The following is a 15,737-nucleotide window of genomic DNA, read 5'->3' as shown; positions in this document are numbered from 1 at the left end:
TCGCGTCCCCATGCGTCCTCCGGTGTGACGATCGGCTGATCCGATCGAGGGACGTGCCCGCCGCGCTCCGCACGGTTCGTCGCAGAGCGTGAACTAGGCTCTGGAAGCACCCGATCCGGAGTCCCGGCGGGCTATGCGCGTGCAGTGGGACGGGAGTGTGGCCCGTGACGGATCAGGCGGTGGACACCGGCGGCGTGAAGCTGTCCGAGGACACTTCTACCGAGGGCCAATTCCTGGGCCGCGCAAGAGAGTTGAAGGAACTGCGCGCCGACATCGAGCGCGCGGGCCTGGACACCATCGCCGGCCGCAAGGCGCCCCGCGCCCGGGTCCTGCTCATCGCGGGCAAGCCCGGCTCGGGCCGCAGCGCGCTCGCCGGGGAACTCGCCCGGCAGGTCGCTGACCGTTACGAAGGCGGGGTGCTCCGGGCCCGGCTCAGCGAGCCCGACGGCACCCCCGTCCCCACCGAGCGCACCGCCCGTGAACTCCTCACCGCGCTGGAGCTGCCGACCCCGGCCGGCGCCTCCGAGGACGATCTCTCGGACATCCTGCGCGAAGCCCTCACCGACCGCCGGGTGCTGCTCCTGCTGGACGACGCGGTCGACGCCGAACAGGTCGACGCGCTGCTCCCGGACTCCCCGGACTGCCTGGTCGTCGCCGTCTCCGGCGGCCCGCTCACCGGCATCGCCGACGTCCGCCCCTGCACCCTGGGCGGCCTCGACACCAAGTCCGCACTGGAACTCCTCACCCGCTACACCGGCGCGGTCCGCATCACCGTCGACCCGGTCGCCGCCGAGGGCCTCGTCGAGGTGTGCCAGGCCCAGCCCGCCGCGCTGACCCTGGCCGGCGGCTGGCTCGCCGCCCGCCCGCAGGCCGCCGTCGCCGACCTCGCCAAGCACCTGCACACCGAGACCGACGAGGGCACCCCCCTCAGCCGCGTCTTCCGGCTCGTCTACGGCTCCCTGCCGAGCCCCGCCGCCCGGATACTGCGACTGCTCTCCCTGGCCCCGGCCGGCCTGGTCGATCCGCAGACCGCCTCCGCGCTCGCCGGCTGCTCCGTCAACGGCGCCCGCACCACCCTGGACGACTTCGTCGACGCCGGTCTGCTGCGGGCCCTGGACTCGCCGCTCCCGCAGTACGAGGTCCCCGGCTGCCTCCAGCCGCTCCTGTACGCCCTCGCCGAGGCCCAGGACCGCCCGGCCGAACTCCAGCTGGCCCGCGCCCGCATGCTGGAGCGCACCGTACGGCTGTTGCAGTCCTGCCGTGCCATCACCGAGACGGACAGCCCGCAGGCCCGCGAGAAACTCCTCGGGACGCCCCGCGCGCTGCGCTTCCCGACCCCCCGGGCCGCCGCCGACTGGCTCCACGTCCGCCAGCCCGCCCTGCTCGCCTCCGCCCGCCTCGCGGTCGCCGACGGGGAGCTCGACACCCTCGCCCGACGGCTGATGTCCCAGCTGGTGCGGGCGATGGTCGCCCACGTCGGCACCCAGGCCGCGGCCCCCGAGCTGTACGGCATCCACCGGCTCGTCCTGGACGTGGCCGAGCGGCGGAACCTGCCCCGCGAGAAGGCCGCCGCGCTGCTCAACCTCGCCGATCTGGACGCGCAGACCGGCCGCACGACCGAGGCACTGGCGCGCTACCGGGCCGCGCTGGACGCCGGACGCGAAGCAAATGACCCGTATGCGACCGGCCGCGCGATGGAATCCGTAGGCGGCGCGCACCAGGAGCTCGGCGACTACGACCGGGCCGCCGACTGGTTCGGCCGCGCGCTCGCCCAGCGGCAGGCGCGGGACGAGCGCGCGGACGCCGCCCGGCTCTACGGCCGGATCGCCGCCGCGCACACCTACGCGGGCCGCTACGGCGAGGCGCTCAGGAACTGGCGGGCCGCCGTCGCCGGGCACCGCAAGAACGGCGATGTCCCCGCCCAGGCACGGGCGTTGAGCGAGCTGGCGCGGGTCCAGGAGTACGCGGGCCGCCCCGAGGAATCCCTCGCCACCTGCCACGAGGCCGTCGAGTGGGCGCGCCGCGCGGAGGACGTACGGCTCCAGGCGGCGCTCCAGCTGCGGCTGGCCGACACCCTCGACCGGCTCGGCGACCCGGCGTCCGCCGCGCTGCACCGGGGGACCGCCGAGCGGATGCTCGGAGAGGAGCTCGAGGAGGGCGATACGGAGGCCGAATCCCCGGAATCCGCCTCCGAACCCCTGGAACAAGACGCTAACGCCTGCGAAATCCGTAGTACATCCGCAGAAGATTGATGCATTGAAAGGCTAGACACCGAGAACACCTTCATTAAACTGGCTCTGCCGCACCTTCTCCTGCGGTCTCCTGGTGTGCTCCGTCATGCCCGGGTATGAGATGTATTGCCCCACACCCTCTGAGCCAAGGACCGTGATCGACGTGAAGGTCGGCATCCCCCGCGAGGTCAAGAACAACGAGTTCCGGGTGGCCATCACCCCCGCCGGCGTGCACGAGCTGGTGCGCCACGGCCACCAGGTCTTCATCGAGCAGAACGCCGGCGTCGGCTCCTCGATCTCGGACGACGAGTACGTCTCGGCCGGTGCGCGGATCCTGGCCACCGCCGACGAGGTCTGGGCCACCACCGACCTGCTGCTCAAGGTCAAGGAGCCCATCGCCGAGGAGTACCACCGCCTCCGCAAGGACCAGACGCTCTTCACCTACCTGCACCTCGCCGCCTCCAAGGAGTGCACCGACGCCCTCGTCGCGTCCGGCACCACGGCGATCGCCTACGAGACGGTCGAACTGCCGGGCCGCGCCCTGCCGTTGCTCGCCCCGATGTCCGAGGTCGCGGGCCGGCTGGCCCCGCAGGTCGGCGCCTACCACCTGATGCGCTCGGTCGGCGGCCGCGGTGTCCTCCCCGGCGGCGTCCCCGGCACCCAGCCCGCGCGCGCCGTCGTCATCGGCGGCGGGGTCTCCGGCTGGAACGCCACCCAGATCGCCGTCGGCATGGGCTTCCACGTCACGCTGCTCGACCGCGACATCAACAAGCTCCGCGAGGCCGACAGGGTCTTCGGCACCAAGGTCCGGGCGATCATGTCCAACGCCTTCGAGCTGGAGAAGGCCGTCCTGGACGCCGACCTCGTCATCGGCGCGGTGCTCATCCCGGGCGCCAAGGCGCCGAAGCTGGTCACCAACGAACTCGTGTCGCGGATGAAGCCCGGAAGTGTTCTTGTCGACATCGCGATCGACCAGGGCGGCTGCTTCGAGGACTCGCGTCCGACCACGCACGCCGAGCCGACCTTCCCGGTCCACAACTCGGTCTTCTACTGCGTCGCCAACATGCCCGGCGCGGTGCCCAACACGTCGACCTACGCGCTCACCAACGCGACGCTCCCGTACATCGTGGAGCTCGCCAACCGCGGCTGGGCCGACGCGCTGCGACGTGATCCTGCTCTCGCCAAGGGTCTCAACACCCATGACGGCAAGGTGACTTACCGCGAGGTCGCCGAGGCGCACGGACTGGAGCACGTCGAGCTGGAATCGCTGCTCGGCTGACCCTGTCGACTAAGTCACCGTTCGGTAAAAGGCGATACGTCAACACAGGTCGTCAACACCGCACGCCTGGCCGGACCTTGCCCGACAAGGTCCGGCCGGATGTGTGTATGGTCACTTTGCGGCACTCGGTCAACTCGCGCCGAACGTAACCCTTGAACCGATTCGTGCACCGGTGAAACCTGCCGTGCGACGGCCGTACGCCCTTGACAGAGGGATGTTTCATTGCCGACACATCGGGCCGGGTCCGGCGGATTGTGTTGCTGCGAACACCCGACACGCCATAGAGTCGCCAACCGTCGGCATGGTGCCACGCTGACCTATCGAGAAGTTCCCTGGTCACCAAGGAGGTAAGACGACTTGTGAATGAGTCGACATTTTCTCCCGGGGGTGGTCAACCAGGAATGCCTGCAAGGGGCCAGGAGCCCGCGGGGTTCGAGGCTGTCGGCTCCGTTGCGGTGCGCACCTTCGCAGCCCACCAGGGTCACCACAAGCCAGGGGTGACCCAGCCAGCACACCAGAGCATGGATGGCCATCACGTGAACGCCATGGCCGGCGACGGAAGGGGCGCGCCCCACAACCATTTCGCCGACTACGACGAACTGCCCGACGGGCACTTCTACGACCCCGACGCCGAGTACGAGCCCGATCCCGAGTACGCGGCCACACTCGCGCCCGACGCTGCCCGCCAGCGCCGCGAGCGCGTGGGCCCGACCGGACGCCCGCTGCCCTACTTCCCGATCCCGGGCCCGCTGACCAGTCACGGCCCCGCGACGATCATCGCGATGTGCAACCAGAAGGGCGGCGTCGGCAAGACCACGTCGACCATCAACCTGGGTGCCGCGCTCGCGGAGTACGGCCGGCGTGTACTGCTCGTCGACTTCGACCCGCAGGGCGCGCTGTCGGTCGGACTGGGCGTCAATCCCATGGAGTTGGACCTCACCGTCTACAACCTGCTCATGGAGCGGGGCATGTCGGCCGACGAGGTACTGCTCAAGACAGCTGTCCCGAACATGGACTTGCTGCCCAGCAACATCGACTTGTCGGCTGCGGAAGTGCAGTTGGTGAGCGAGGTCGCGCGCGAGTCCACGCTGCAACGGGCGTTGAAGCCGCTGATGGCCGACTACGACTACATCGTGATCGACTGCCAGCCCTCCCTCGGCCTGCTCACCGTGAACGCCCTGACGGCGGCTCACAAGGTGATCGTGCCGCTGGAGTGCGAGTTCTTCGCGCTGCGCGGTGTCGCCCTGCTGACGGAGACCATCGAGAAGGTCCAGGAGCGCCTCAACCCCGAGTTGGAGCTCGACGGGATCCTCGCCACGATGTACGACTCCCGCACCGTGCACAGCCGTGAGGTGCTCGCGCGCGTGGTCGAGGCGTTCGACGACCACGTCTACCACACGGTCATCGGGCGCACGGTGCGCTTCCCGGAGACCACGGTCGCCGGTGAGCCGATCACCACGTACGCCTCCAACTCCGTCGGTGCCGCCGCCTATCGCCAGCTCGCCAGGGAGGTGCTCGCCCGGTGTCACGCCGAGTGAGTCTGCCGGGGGCCGACGAACTGTTCCGTACGACAGGGGGGATGGCGCTCCAGTCATCCAGCCCCAGGCGCCCGGCCAACGGCGAGGCCAGGGTGCCGGCTCCGGCGGGGGAGAGCGATCCCGCCGCCGGGGAGGACGCCCCGCACTCCGTACCCGCCCAGGGCGGTGACGGCGAGGGCGCCGAGCACGTCGCGGCGGACGCGGACGGCGGGGAATCCCGTAGCCGCGCCGGGGACGGCTCGGGGCGGCGTCAGGACGCGCAGGAAGGTTCTGCCCAGCCCCGCAAGCAGCGCCAGCGGGCGCAGGCCCAGCGGCGCCCCAGCGGGCGGGAGCGGCACGACGAGAAGATCACCGTGTACGTCTCCGCCGAGGAACTGATCGACCTGGAGCACGCCCGGCTGATGCTCCGGGGCGAGCACGGCCTCGCGGTCGACCGCGGCCGCATCGTGCGGGAGGCGGTCGCCGTCGTCCTGGCCGATCTGGAGTCCCGCGGGGACGCGAGCATTCTCGTCCGCCGGCTTCGCGGACGGTAGCGGTAGCCTGCGGGGGCCATGACCTCGAACGACGCTCCCGTCCCCGGCGCACCTGCCGGCCGTCGGCGTGCGCTGGGCAAGGGACCGGGCGCGGCTCCCGGGCCCGAGGCGCCGGTCGCCGTGGCGGAGCCGGAGCCCGAGGCCGTCGTAGCAGAGCCCGTGGGGGCTGTCGAGGAGCTCATCGGGGCTGCCGGGGCGGCTGTTGCGGAGGCCGATGACGCCGATGACGGGGTCTTCAAGGTTCGGCTCGCGAACTTCGAGGGGCCCTTCGATCTTCTTCTCCAGCTGATCTCGAAGCACAAGCTCGATGTGACCGAGGTGGCGCTGTCCAAGGTCACCGACGAGTTCATGGCGCACATCAGGGCGATGGGGCCCGACTGGGATCTTGACCAGACGACCGAGTTCCTCGTCGTCGCGGCGACCCTGCTGGATCTGAAGGCGGCGCGGCTGCTGCCCGCCGCCGAGGTCGAGGACGAGGCCGATCTCGCGCTGCTGGAGGCCCGCGACCTGCTGTTCGCGCGGTTGCTCCAGTACCGGGCGTACAAGCAGATCGCCGACATCTTCAACCGGCGGCTCGACGAGGAGGCCCGGCGCTACCCCCGGACCGTCGGCCTCGAACCGCACCACGCCGAGCTGCTGCCCGAGGTCGTCATCCGCATCGGGCCCGAGGGCTTCGCCAGGCTCGCCGTGAAGGCGATGCAGCCCAGGCCCAAGCCGCAGGTGTACGTCGACCACATCCACGCGCCGCTCGTCAGCGTGCAGGAGCAGGCCGGGATCGTCGTCGCGCGGCTGCGGGAGCTCGGCGAGGCCAGCTTCAGCGTGCTCGTCGACGACACCGACGACACCCTCACCGTCGTGGCGAGGTTCCTGGCGCTGCTGGAGCTGTACCGGGAGAAGGCCGTCGCGCTGGACCAGGAGACCGCGCTCGGGGATCTCATCGTGCGCTGGACCGGTGGGGAGGGGGAGGGCGAGCCCGTGGTCACGGACGAGTTCGACCGGCCGCCCGAGCCGGTCACGGAGACCAAGGAGGAGTCGGCGTGAGCGAGGAGACCACGGGCGTACCGGCGAGCCCGTCCGGCGTCGCCGAGCTCGACCTCAAGCCCGCCCTGGAGGCCGTCCTCATGGTCGTGGACGAGCCCGCGACCGAGGAACACCTCGCGAAAATACTCCAGCGGCCCAGACGCCGGATCGCGGACGCGCTGCGCGAGCTGGCCGACGAGTACACCGTCCAGGGGCGCGGTTTCGAGCTGCGGCTGATCGCGGGCGGCTGGCGGTTCTACTCCCGGCCCGCGTTCGCGCCGGCCGTCGAGGGCTTCGTCCTGGACGGCCAGCAGGCCCGGCTCACCCAGGCGGCGCTGGAGACCCTGGCGGTCGTCGCGTACCGCCAGCCGGTCAGCCGCAGCCGGGTCTCGATGGTCCGCGGAGTCAACTGCGACGGCGTGATGCGCACCCTGTTGCAGCGCGGTCTCGTCGAGGAGGCGGGCACGGAACCCGAAACAGGTGCGATCCTGTACGTGACGACGAACTACTTTCTGGAGCGGATGGGCCTGCGAGGCCTGGACGAGCTCCCGGAGCTCGCGCCCTTCCTCCCTGAGGCTGAGGCGATCGAGGCGGAGACGCTGGAAGGGGTCCCGTCGTTCGATCCGGATGCACCGGATGCAGATGCAGACGACACGACGACGACGGAACTTTGATGCGAAGCAGTGGCAGTGGCAGTGGCAGGAACAGCGGCGGCGGACGCGGCAACCCCCGGGGGACCGGTGGGGGCGGCAACCCCCGCGGTTCCGGCGCGGGCGGCAACTCCCGGGGATCCGGCGGGGGCGGCTCCCAGCCGAGGGGCGCGGGCGGGCGCGACGACAAGCCGAAGCGCGCAGGCAAGCCCCGTCCCGAGGAGCGCCGCTACGACGTAGGCCCCACGGGATCCCACGAAGGCCCCAAGTCGGGGCGCGGTGCCGCCGCGCGCGGCGGTGCCAAGGGCGGCCCCAAGCAGGGCCAGGGCACCGGGCGCGGACGCTGGGCGCCGGCGACCTCGCGCGAGTACGACGCGCGGGCCGAGGAGCGCAACCGGGAGCGGTACGCGGGCAAGAAGGACATCAAGCCGCCCAAGACCTTCCCGGGCGCCGAGCAGGAGGGCGAGCGCCTCCAGAAGGTCCTCGCGCGCGCGGGCTACGGCTCCCGGCGCTCCTGCGAGGAGCTGATCGAGCAGTCCCGCGTCGAGGTCAACGGCGAGATCGTGATCGAGCAGGGGCTGCGCGTCGACCCCGAGCACGACGAGATCAAGGTCGACGGGCTGACGGTGGCGACCCAGTCGTACCAGTTCTTCTCGCTGAACAAGCCCGCCGGTGTCGTCGCGACGATGGAGGACCCCGAGGGCCGGCAGTGCCTCGGCGACTACGTCACCAACCGCGAGACGCGCCTCTTCCACGTCGGGCGGCTCGACACCGAGACCGAGGGTGTGATCCTGCTCACCAACCACGGCGAGCTGGCGCACCGGCTGACCCACCCCAAGTACGGCGTGAAGAAGACCTACCTCGCGCACATCGTGGGCCCGATCCCGCGGGACCTGGGCAAGCAGCTCAAGGACGGCATCCAGCTGGAGGACGGGTACGCGCGAGCGGACCACTTCCGTGTCGTCGAGCAGACCGGCAAGAACTACCTGGTCGAGGTGACCCTCCACGAGGGCCGCAAGCACATCGTCCGCCGCATGCTCGCGGAGGCCGGCTTCCCGGTCGACAAGCTGGTCCGGGTCTCCTTCGGCCCGATCACCCTGGGCGACCAGAAGTCGGGCTGGCTGCGCCGTCTGTCGAACACCGAGGTCGGCATGCTGATGCAGGAAGTCGACCTCTAGGCCCTGCCTGCCCACGGCTCGCTCGTGACGGCCGGTTCCGGATTCTCCGGGGCCGGCCGTTTCCGTTGTCGCCGTTTTTCTCGGGTGCGGGGGTTGTGCCGGACCGTACTCACTCTTTATGGTCAAGCTGACCATTAAGGGGGGTGGTTGCTCATGACCACAACACCGGGCTACGACAAGTACGCCTTCGAACCTTTCGCCGTCACCGCCGACCTCGCCGTCCTCACGATCCGCGCCGGCGCCCTGCATGTGCTGCTCGTCGAGCGCGGCCAGGAGCCGTACGCCGGGCACTGGGCGCTGCCGGGCGGCTTCGTGGCGCCGGACGAGTCCGCGGAGACGGCCGCCCGGCGTGAACTCGCCGAGGAGACCGGCCTGTCGGACGTCTCCGGGCTGCACCTGGAACAACTGCGCACCTACAGCGAACCCGACCGCGACCCCCGCATGCGGGTCGTCACCGTCGCCTTCGCCGCCCTGCTGCCCGACCCTCCCGAACCCCGAGCGGGCAGCGACGCGGCACAGGCCCGCTGGCTGCCGTACGACGCGCTCGGGCCGCTCGCCTTCGACCACGACCGGATCCTGGCCGACGCGCACGAACGGTTGGGCGCCAAGCTGGAGTACAGCTGCCTCGCCACCGCGTTCTGCCCGCCGGAGTTCACGCTCGGCGAGCTGCACCAGGTCTACGAGACCGTGTGGGGCGTGGAGTTGGACCGGCCCAACTTCCGCCGCAAGGTGCTCGCGACGCCGGGCTTCGTCGAACCGGTGCCGGGCGCGGCCAAGTTGACGGGCGGTCGCGGCAAACCGGCCGCGCTGTACCGCGCCGGCTCCGCCACCACCCTGTATCCACCACTGCTCCGGCCGACCCGGGAAGGACCTTCCGCATGACCTCGACCGCCGCCGACAAGGGTGCCGCCACAGGGGCGTTGACAGGTCTCGCGCTCGGGGACGCGCTGGGCTTCCCGACCGAGTTCCACGCCGTGCCCGACATCCTCGCCAAGTGCGGTCCCTGGCGGGAGATGGAGCTGCCGAGGCCCGCGATCGTCACCGACGACACGCAGATGACCCTCGCGTTGGGACGGGGGCTGCGAACTGCCATGGAACAGGGGTTGCTTGGACCCAGGCGGATGGAGCGCCCGGTACGGGAGGAGTTCGTGGACTGGTACCAGTCACCGGACAACAACCGTGCCCCCGGGCGGACCTGCCTCGTCGCCTGCAACCTGCTGAAGGAGGAGGGCCGTCCCTGGCAGGACGCCAGCCAGATCGGTTCGAAGGGCTGCGGCGCCAACATGCGCGTCGCGCCGATCGGACTCGTCCCCGGTCTGGACGACGAACAGCGGTCCGGCGCCGCCCAGTTGCAGTCCGCGCTGACCCACGGCCACCCGACCGCCCTCGCCGCGTCCGACCTCACCGCACACGCCGTACGGCTGCTCGCGCAGGGGGCGGAACCGACCGGACTGGTCGGGCTGCTGCGGTCGTACGCCGTCGAGAACCGCACCCGGTACCACGAGCGCTGGCTCGGCGACCTGTGGACCCGGAGCCAGGACCCCTCGCCCGAGCACTTCATCGCGCGCGGCTGGGACGAGTGCCTGGAGATCCTCGGGCGACTGGAGAACGCGGTACGGACCGTCTCCCCGGAGACCGACCCGTGCCTGGCCACCGGCGCGGGCTGGATCGCCGAAGAGGCCATGGCGACAGGCCTGTTGTGCTTCCTCCTGTTCGTCGAGGAACCGGTGACCGCGGTGCGCCGGGCCGCCTGCACGTCCGGCGACTCGGACTCGATCGCCTGTCTCGCGGGGGCGTTCGCCGGGGCGCACCTCGGGGCGGACGCCTGGCCCGAGGAGTGGGCTGAGCGGATCGAGTACCGGGGGGAGCTGATGGGGCTCGGGGGGCTTTGGGATGCTTGAGGGATGATCGACGCCCTGGACATCGACCTCAGGCCGGTGGTGGCGGAGCAGCCCGACCCGCTGCTCTTCGCCACCGTCTCCGGCGCCCACCTCTACGGCTTCCCGTCCCGTGACTCGGACGTCGACCTCCGGGGGGTGCACCTGCTGCCGGCCGCCGAACTGGTCGGTCTGCGCGAGCCGGACGAGACACGGTCGCGGATGTGGCTGCGGGACGGCGTCGAGATGGACCTCGTCACCCACGACCTGCGCAAGTTCGTACGGCTGATGCTGCGGCGCAACGGCTATGTGCTGGAGCAGCTGCTCTCCCCGCTCGTCGTGCACACCACCGACGCCCATCAGGAGCTGGCCGCGCTCGCACCGGACGTGCTCACCACCCACCACGCCCACCACTACCGGGGGTTCGCGGTGACCCAGTGGCGGCTGTTCGAGAAGACCGGCGAACTCAAGCCGCTGCTCTACACGTTCCGCGCGCTGCTCACCGGCATCCATCTGATGCGCGGCGGCGAGGTGCAGGCCCATCTGCCCACGCTTCTCGGGCTGGTCGAGGCTCCGCCGTACGTCACGGAGCTGATCGAGGCGAAGGCCGAGCGGGAGCACGGCGGCGCCGACGTCGACCACGCGCGCGTGCAAGCCGATGTGGAGGGCCTGCACGGCGAGCTGGACGAGGCACAGGGGGCGTCAGCCCTGCCGGACGCCCCGACTGCGTACGACGCCCTGCATGACTTCGTCGTACGGGTCCGGCTGGAGGGCTGACGCGCGGCGGACCCGGAGCAGGAACTCCTCCACGCGGGCCCGGTCCGGTTCCGCCGGGAGGGGGGAGGCCGTGGCCGCCGCGTCCGTCTCCGTGGCCAGACGGGTCATCCAGGACTCGACCTCCGGCCAGGGGACCTCGCCGCGTTTCACCGCGAGGAGCGGGGCGCGTCGGTCTCCGACGTCGATCGTCAGGGTGCCCGTGCGGAGCAGGTCGCGGGCGCTCATCAGGAGGCGGAGGAGATGCATCGCGTGCTTCCAGCGCGGGGCGCCGTGCACACGGATGTCCGCCTCCAGCTTCCTGCGCTGGCCCAACGCGTAGCGCGTGAACGTCTCGTGGACCCGGCGGGAGAGGAACGCCCCGCGCAGGGCGAGGAGTTCGCGGCCCGTGGCGTCGACGTGCTCGACGAGGGGCGAGTGGAGGCACTCCAGGATGTTGGGGTTCGCGCGCAGGGCCAGTTCGCAGAACCGCTCCAGCTCCCAGCTGAACTGCTCCTGTGCCGGGCCCTCGATGTGCGTCGGCGGCTTCTCGAAGCGCCAGAACAGGGGAGTGGGGGCGAGGAACACGCCCCGGCGGTCCGTGTCGCTGCCGTCCGTCGCCAGGCCGAAGGCGCGTGAACCCATCACGCAGGCGTAGATCGTGTGGTCGCGGACCAGGTGTTCGAACGGCATGCCCGGAGCGTACGCGGCAGCTCACGCCAGGCGGATCGAATTTCCCTCCACCTTGATCTGCTCGGCGGGCAGCGGCTTCGGCGCCGGGCCCGTCTCCACGGAACCGTCCTCGATGCGGTACTTGCTCCCGTGGCACGGGCAGTCGATGGTGCCGTTCGCGACGGTGCCGACGGTGCAGCCCTGGTGGGTGCAGATCGCCGAGAAGGCCTTGAACTCGTCCTTCTTCGGCTGCGTGACGACGATCTTCCGGTCCTTGAGGATCTTGCCGCCGCCGACGGGGATGTCGGCGGTCTTCGCCAGCTCCTGCCCGCCGGACGCCTTCACGGACGACGACCCCGAGGAGTCGTTGCCGTCGCCGTACTTGCTGCACCCCGCGGTGAGCGCGGCGGCCGCACCCGTCACGAGAACCGTGCGGCGCGTCGAGCTGTCGGTCATGTGGACCCTCCGAAAGTGGTCGTCATGTCGTCACTCCGACGGTGCGGAAGAACCAGAGGGCGGACGTCAGCCAGATCAGCGCGAGGGCGGTGAAGACCAGTCCGCCGACCAGCGGCAGCAGCCAGCCGGGCAGGCGCTCCGAGCGGAGCAGCAGCATCTTGGCACTGAAGGCGCCGAAGAACGCGCACCCCAGGACGGAATGCCACATCACGCGTGTCGAGTACGTCTGGTACCCGAACGCGTAGAGGCAGTGCACGGCCACCGGCACCGCCACCAGGAACGCGATCCGCCCCGACCAGCGGTGCAGCGCCGGCGCCCAACTCGGGCCCGGCAGCCTGCCGTAGACCATGAAGGCCGAGACGACCTGGACGAGGGCGAAGAGGAACGCGGTCGTCGCCAGCCAGGACTTCACCGCGCCCGTGCTGCTGAAGCCGGCGAGGTTGAAGGCGGTGCCCGCCGGGTCGTGGACCTTGCCGTAGACACCCAGGCCGATGGCCACGGCGGCGGCCACGAGGGCGGGGACGAGGTAGCGGGCGGGGCTGTCGTGGGGGCGCGCGGGCGGGCGGGGCGGGTAGGCCTGGGTGGCGGAGTTCGGGTCGGCGGTCATGAGCGGCTCCCTGAGGCGGACGGTGGGTCAGGGGGTGACGGGGCGTGCGGTGAGCCGCTGTCCGTCGACCGTGACCGCGCCGGTCTCCGGGTCGATACGGGGTGCGGAGGCGGCCTTGCCGTCGCGGGTGACGATGCCGGTCTGACGGCCGTTCGGGAGCACGACCCAGCCGGCGTCGATCTTCGCGCCGCGCACCTTGGCGGTCGCGCGCCAGAGCCCGGAGGGCTTGACCGCCTTGGCCGCGGTGAACGCGTAGCGCCGGCCCTCGTCCTTGACCGTGCCGCGGATCTTCCTGCCCCGGTCGATCGTGCCGTCGAGTACGGCGCCGTTCGGGGCGGTGAGTCTCATGCCGCCGTTGTTGTTCACACGGCCTCTGAGCCAGGCCTCCTTGTAGCGGCCGTCGCAGAAGTACGCGACAGCCTTGCCGTCGCGGACGGACACGGCGACCGAGGCCGCGTCGTCGTCCGTGCGGCCGGCGTAGTCGGCGTTCGGCGCGGGGGGCTTTGTCGGGGTGGGGCTGGGGGTGGGAGTGAGCGTGGGGGTGGGCTCGGGTGTGGAGGACGCGGGCGCGGATGGTGACGGTGACTTCTCGCCGTACGAGGACGACGCCGTCTTCGTCCCCGACGTCACGTTGAGCGTCAGCATGAACAGGGCGAGCACCAGGCCCGCCAGAAGTGTGAGCAGTGGTCCGGGACGCTTCACTGTGGGCCTCCCCCGAGGCGGGCTTCCAGCCCATGAGAGCGGACTCGGAGCCCTGGGTAAAGAGGCAAACCGGGATGATCTCACCCCAAGTAGCGGAACTGGGCGATTCGAGTGACATTGGCAGGGTTCGAGGCCGGGTCCCGACCAGCGGCCGGCCGTTCTCGAAAAGGTGCGAGCCATGGCGGGCAACGATCTCGGCAGTCTCCTCGGCGGGCTTCTGGGCGGATCGGGCGGCGCGAGCCAGGGTGGTTCCGGCAGCGGCAACATCCTGGGCGCGCTGCTCTCCGCCCTCGGCGCTGGTCAGAGCGGTGGCAGCGGTGGCGGGAGCAATCCGCTGGGCGGGCTGCTGGACATGCTCACCAAGTCCGGTCTGACCGAGCAGAAGGACTCCTGGGTCGGCACCGGGCAGAACCAGTCCGTCACCGGCGCCCAGATCCAGCAGGCGCTGCCCGACGACACCCTCCAGAAGGTCGCCGAGCAGGCCGGTGTCACCCCGGAGCAGGCCGCGAGCGACCTCGCGCGGACGCTGCCCCAGGCCGTCGACAGGCTCACCCCGCAGGGGCAGGTGCCGCAGGCCGCCTCCCTGGAGGAACTGGTCCGCCAGCAGTCCCTGTGACCGTCTCGGTGGGCGGGCGCCGCACACCCGTACCGGACGGGCTGACTAGGCTGGATGGACCAAGAGCCGTACATCAGCGAGGAGCAGAGCCGTGGCGGTACGAGCGGTCCGGGGCGCCGTCCAACTCGACAGGGACGAGGCCGGCCACATGGACGAGCAGGTCGGGGCGCTGCTCACCGCCGTCCTGGAGCGGAACGGCCTCACCGCCGACGATCTGATCAGCGTGTGGTTCACGGCGACGCCCGACCTGCACAGCGACTTCCCGGCCGCCGCCGCGCGCAAGCTCGGCAGCGGGTTCGCCGACGTCCCCCTGATCTGCGCGCAGGAACTGGACATCGCGGGCGCGATGCCCCGCGTGGTCCGCGTCCTCGCGCACATCGAGTCCGACCGGGCCCGCGCCGACATCGCGCACGTCTACCTCGGTGCGGCGGCCGCCCTGCGCAAGGACATCGCCCAGTGAGGACCGCGGTCGTCATCGGGACGGGGCTGATCGGTACGTCCGCCGCGCTCGCCCTCACCTCGCGCGGAGTGACCGTGCACCTCGCCGACCACGACCCCGAGCAGGTGCGGATGGCGGTGGCGCTCGGCGCCGGGACCGACGAGGAGCCCGACGGGCCCGTCGACCTCGCGATCGTCGCCGCGCCGCCCGCGCTGGCCGCGGACGTCGTCGCCGGCGCGATGCGGCGGGGTGTCGCCCGGGGCTACCTCGACGTGGCCAGCGTCAAGGGCGGGCCGCGCCGGGAACTGGAGGCGCTCGGGCTCGACCTCTCCTCGTACATCGGTACGCATCCCATGTCGGGGCGCGAGAAGTCGGGGCCGCTGGCCGCCACCGGTGATCTGTTCGAGGGGCGCCCCTGGGTGCTGACCCCCACGCGGGACACCGACACCGAGGTGCTGAACCTCGCCCTGGAACTGGTGTCGTACTGCCGTGCCGTGCCGGTCGTCATGGACGCGGACGCGCACGACCGGGCCGTCGCCCTCGTCTCGCACATGCCCCATCTGGTGTCCAGCATGGTCGCCGCGCGGCTGGAGAACGCCGAGGAGGCCGCCGTACGGCTGTGCGGTCAGGGGATTCGGGATGTGACGCGGATCGCCGCGTCCGATCCCCGGATGTGGATCGACATCCTCTCCGCGAACCCTGGGCCGGTGGCCGATCTGCTGACCGATCTCTCCGGGGACCTGGAGGAGACCGTGCGGGCGTTGCGGGCGTTGCAGTCCGCCGACGCGGGGAAGCGGCAGGCGGGGGCGAAGGGTGTCGAGGACGTGCTGCGGCGGGGGAACGCGGGGCAGGTCCGGGTGCCCGGCAAGCACGGGTCCGCTCCGCGGGTGTACGAGGTTGTCGCCGTGCTGATCGATGACCAGCCTGGGCAGTTGGCCCGGATCTTCGCGGATGCGGGGATGGCGGGGGTCAATATCGAGGATGTGCGGATCGAGCATGCGACCGGGCAGCAGGCGGGGCTTGTGCAGTTGTGGGTGGAGCCCAAGGCTGTGCCGGTGTTGACTGCGGCGTTGCGGGAGCGGGGCTGGGCCATCCGGCAGTAGGCGTGGTGCGGGTGGGTGGGGGTTCGCGTCTTCTGGGGGCTGCGCCCCCAGGCCCCCGCTTCGGCCCTGAAGGGGCCTCGTCC

16 protein-coding genes and 1 pseudogene are annotated in these 15,737 nt (G+C 71.2%); 13 read left to right on the top strand and 4 right to left on the bottom strand.

The window, feature by feature from the left end:
- Positions 1-164 precede the first annotated feature (164 nt).
- The 10 genes from ACIRB1_RS20695 to ACIRB1_RS20650 all read left to right on the top strand — a co-directional run bounded on the left by ACIRB1_RS20695 (position 165) and on the right by ACIRB1_RS20650 (position 11,083).
- Positions 165-2,252: a tetratricopeptide repeat protein gene (locus ACIRB1_RS20695; RefSeq protein WP_403466485.1), complete on the top strand. Its 2,088-nt coding sequence runs from the start codon at positions 165-167 to the stop codon at positions 2,250-2,252.
- Positions 2,253-2,394: 142 nt separating this feature from the next.
- On the top strand, positions 2,395-3,510 hold the full coding sequence (gene ald, locus ACIRB1_RS20690) for an alanine dehydrogenase (protein ID WP_403466505.1): 1,116 nt from the start codon (positions 2,395-2,397) through the stop codon (positions 3,508-3,510).
- A 401-nt stretch (positions 3,511-3,911) separates the two neighbouring features.
- Positions 3,912-5,048, top strand: coding sequence for a ParA family protein (locus ACIRB1_RS20685; RefSeq protein WP_078532803.1), 1,137 nt, complete (start codon positions 3,912-3,914; stop codon positions 5,046-5,048).
- Complete coding sequence (locus ACIRB1_RS20680) at positions 5,045-5,581, top strand: hypothetical protein (protein ID WP_352180527.1); 537 nt, start codon at positions 5,045-5,047, stop codon at positions 5,579-5,581. Before ACIRB1_RS20685 ends, ACIRB1_RS20680 begins: the two co-directional genes overlap by 4 nt.
- 18 nt (positions 5,582-5,599) lie before the next feature.
- Positions 5,600-6,622 carry a segregation and condensation protein A gene (locus ACIRB1_RS20675; RefSeq protein WP_403466484.1) on the top strand — a complete coding sequence of 341 codons (1,023 nt, stop codon included), beginning with the start codon at positions 5,600-5,602 and terminating at the stop codon, positions 6,620-6,622.
- The gene (scpB, locus tag ACIRB1_RS20670) at positions 6,619-7,275 is read left to right on the top strand and encodes an SMC-Scp complex subunit ScpB (protein WP_352180130.1); all 657 of its coding nucleotides are present in this window, start codon (positions 6,619-6,621) and stop codon (positions 7,273-7,275) included. The genes ACIRB1_RS20675 and scpB overlap by 4 nt, the downstream gene beginning before the upstream one ends.
- A complete protein-coding gene (locus tag ACIRB1_RS20665; RefSeq protein ID WP_403466483.1) occupies positions 7,275-8,429 on the top strand; it encodes a pseudouridine synthase in 1,155 nt (384 codons plus the stop codon). Before scpB ends, ACIRB1_RS20665 begins: the two co-directional genes overlap by 1 nt.
- Before the next feature lie 153 nt (positions 8,430-8,582).
- Entirely contained in the window at positions 8,583-9,311 is a 729-nt protein-coding gene (locus ACIRB1_RS20660; RefSeq protein WP_403466482.1) for an NUDIX hydrolase, read from the top strand.
- Positions 9,308-10,330: an ADP-ribosylglycohydrolase family protein gene (locus ACIRB1_RS20655; protein ID WP_403466481.1), complete on the top strand. Its 1,023-nt coding sequence runs from the start codon at positions 9,308-9,310 to the stop codon at positions 10,328-10,330. Before ACIRB1_RS20660 ends, ACIRB1_RS20655 begins: the two co-directional genes overlap by 4 nt.
- A gap of 3 nt (positions 10,331-10,333) precedes the next feature.
- Complete coding sequence (locus tag ACIRB1_RS20650) at positions 10,334-11,083, top strand: DNA polymerase beta superfamily protein (RefSeq protein WP_403466480.1); 750 nt, start codon at positions 10,334-10,336, stop codon at positions 11,081-11,083.
- On the opposite strand, the gene ACIRB1_RS20645 is transcribed toward ACIRB1_RS20650, so the two are convergent.
- Genes ACIRB1_RS20645 through ACIRB1_RS20630 form a run of 4 tightly spaced genes read right to left on the bottom strand, consistent with a single transcriptional unit; the run spans position 11,009 to position 13,496 of the window.
- A complete protein-coding gene (locus ACIRB1_RS20645; protein WP_403466479.1) occupies positions 11,009-11,752 on the bottom strand; it encodes a DNA polymerase beta superfamily protein in 744 nt (247 codons plus the stop codon). The genes ACIRB1_RS20650 and ACIRB1_RS20645 overlap by 75 nt on opposite strands.
- Positions 11,753-11,773: 21 nt before the next feature.
- Entirely contained in the window at positions 11,774-12,187 is a 414-nt protein-coding gene (locus ACIRB1_RS20640) for a Rieske (2Fe-2S) protein (protein ID WP_403466478.1), read from the bottom strand.
- Between the two features lie 22 nt (positions 12,188-12,209).
- Positions 12,210-12,794: a DUF6529 family protein gene (locus ACIRB1_RS20635; protein ID WP_403466477.1), complete on the bottom strand. Its 585-nt coding sequence runs from the start codon at positions 12,792-12,794 to the stop codon at positions 12,210-12,212.
- A 27-nt stretch (positions 12,795-12,821) separates the two neighbouring features.
- The gene (locus tag ACIRB1_RS20630; RefSeq protein WP_403466476.1) at positions 12,822-13,496 is read right to left on the bottom strand and encodes a hypothetical protein; all 675 of its coding nucleotides are present in this window, start codon (positions 13,494-13,496) and stop codon (positions 12,822-12,824) included.
- A 157-nt stretch (positions 13,497-13,653) separates the two neighbouring features.
- Here ACIRB1_RS20630 and ACIRB1_RS20625 point away from each other — a divergent pair.
- The 3 genes and pseudogenes from ACIRB1_RS20625 to ACIRB1_RS20615 all read left to right on the top strand — a co-directional run.
- A pseudogene (locus ACIRB1_RS20625) lies at positions 13,654-14,112 on the top strand (YidB family protein); the annotation flags it as partial.
- Positions 14,113-14,203: 91 nt separating this feature from the next.
- A complete protein-coding gene (aroH, locus tag ACIRB1_RS20620; RefSeq protein ID WP_403466475.1) occupies positions 14,204-14,572 on the top strand; it encodes a chorismate mutase in 369 nt (122 codons plus the stop codon).
- Positions 14,569-15,654 (top strand): prephenate dehydrogenase, encoded by a 1,086-nt coding sequence (locus tag ACIRB1_RS20615; protein WP_352180140.1) that lies wholly within the window; start codon positions 14,569-14,571, stop codon positions 15,652-15,654. Before aroH ends, ACIRB1_RS20615 begins: the two co-directional genes overlap by 4 nt.
- The last annotated feature ends 83 nt before the right edge of the window (positions 15,655-15,737 follow it).

Source organism: Streptomyces sp. NPDC096013, from assembly GCF_044763565.1.
GTDB lineage: Bacteria > Actinomycetota > Actinomycetes > Streptomycetales > Streptomycetaceae > Streptomyces.
Note: the sequence above shows the minus strand (reverse complement) of the source record. Positions and strands in the feature narration are given on the sequence as shown.

Excerpts from the sequence above, each read along its gene's own strand:
- ACIRB1_RS20645 (WP_403466479.1), bottom strand. The coding sequence starts at position 11,752 with ATGCCGTTCGAACACCTGGTCCGCGACCACACGATCTACGCCTGCGTG.
- ACIRB1_RS20685 (WP_078532803.1), top strand. The coding sequence starts at position 3,912 with ATGCCTGCAAGGGGCCAGGAGCCCGCGGGGTTCGAGGCTGTCGGCTCC.
- ACIRB1_RS20650 (WP_403466480.1), top strand. The coding sequence starts at position 10,334 with ATGATCGACGCCCTGGACATCGACCTCAGGCCGGTGGTGGCGGAGCAG.
- ACIRB1_RS20675 (WP_403466484.1), top strand. The coding sequence starts at position 5,600 with ATGACCTCGAACGACGCTCCCGTCCCCGGCGCACCTGCCGGCCGTCGG.
- ACIRB1_RS20640 (WP_403466478.1), bottom strand. The coding sequence starts at position 12,187 with ATGACCGACAGCTCGACGCGCCGCACGGTTCTCGTGACGGGTGCGGCC.
- ACIRB1_RS20635 (WP_403466477.1), bottom strand. The coding sequence starts at position 12,794 with ATGACCGCCGACCCGAACTCCGCCACCCAGGCCTACCCGCCCCGCCCG.
- ACIRB1_RS20665 (WP_403466483.1), top strand. The coding sequence starts at position 7,275 with ATGCGAAGCAGTGGCAGTGGCAGTGGCAGGAACAGCGGCGGCGGACGC.
- ACIRB1_RS20660 (WP_403466482.1), top strand. The coding sequence starts at position 8,583 with ATGACCACAACACCGGGCTACGACAAGTACGCCTTCGAACCTTTCGCC.
- ACIRB1_RS20655 (WP_403466481.1), top strand. The coding sequence starts at position 9,308 with ATGACCTCGACCGCCGCCGACAAGGGTGCCGCCACAGGGGCGTTGACA.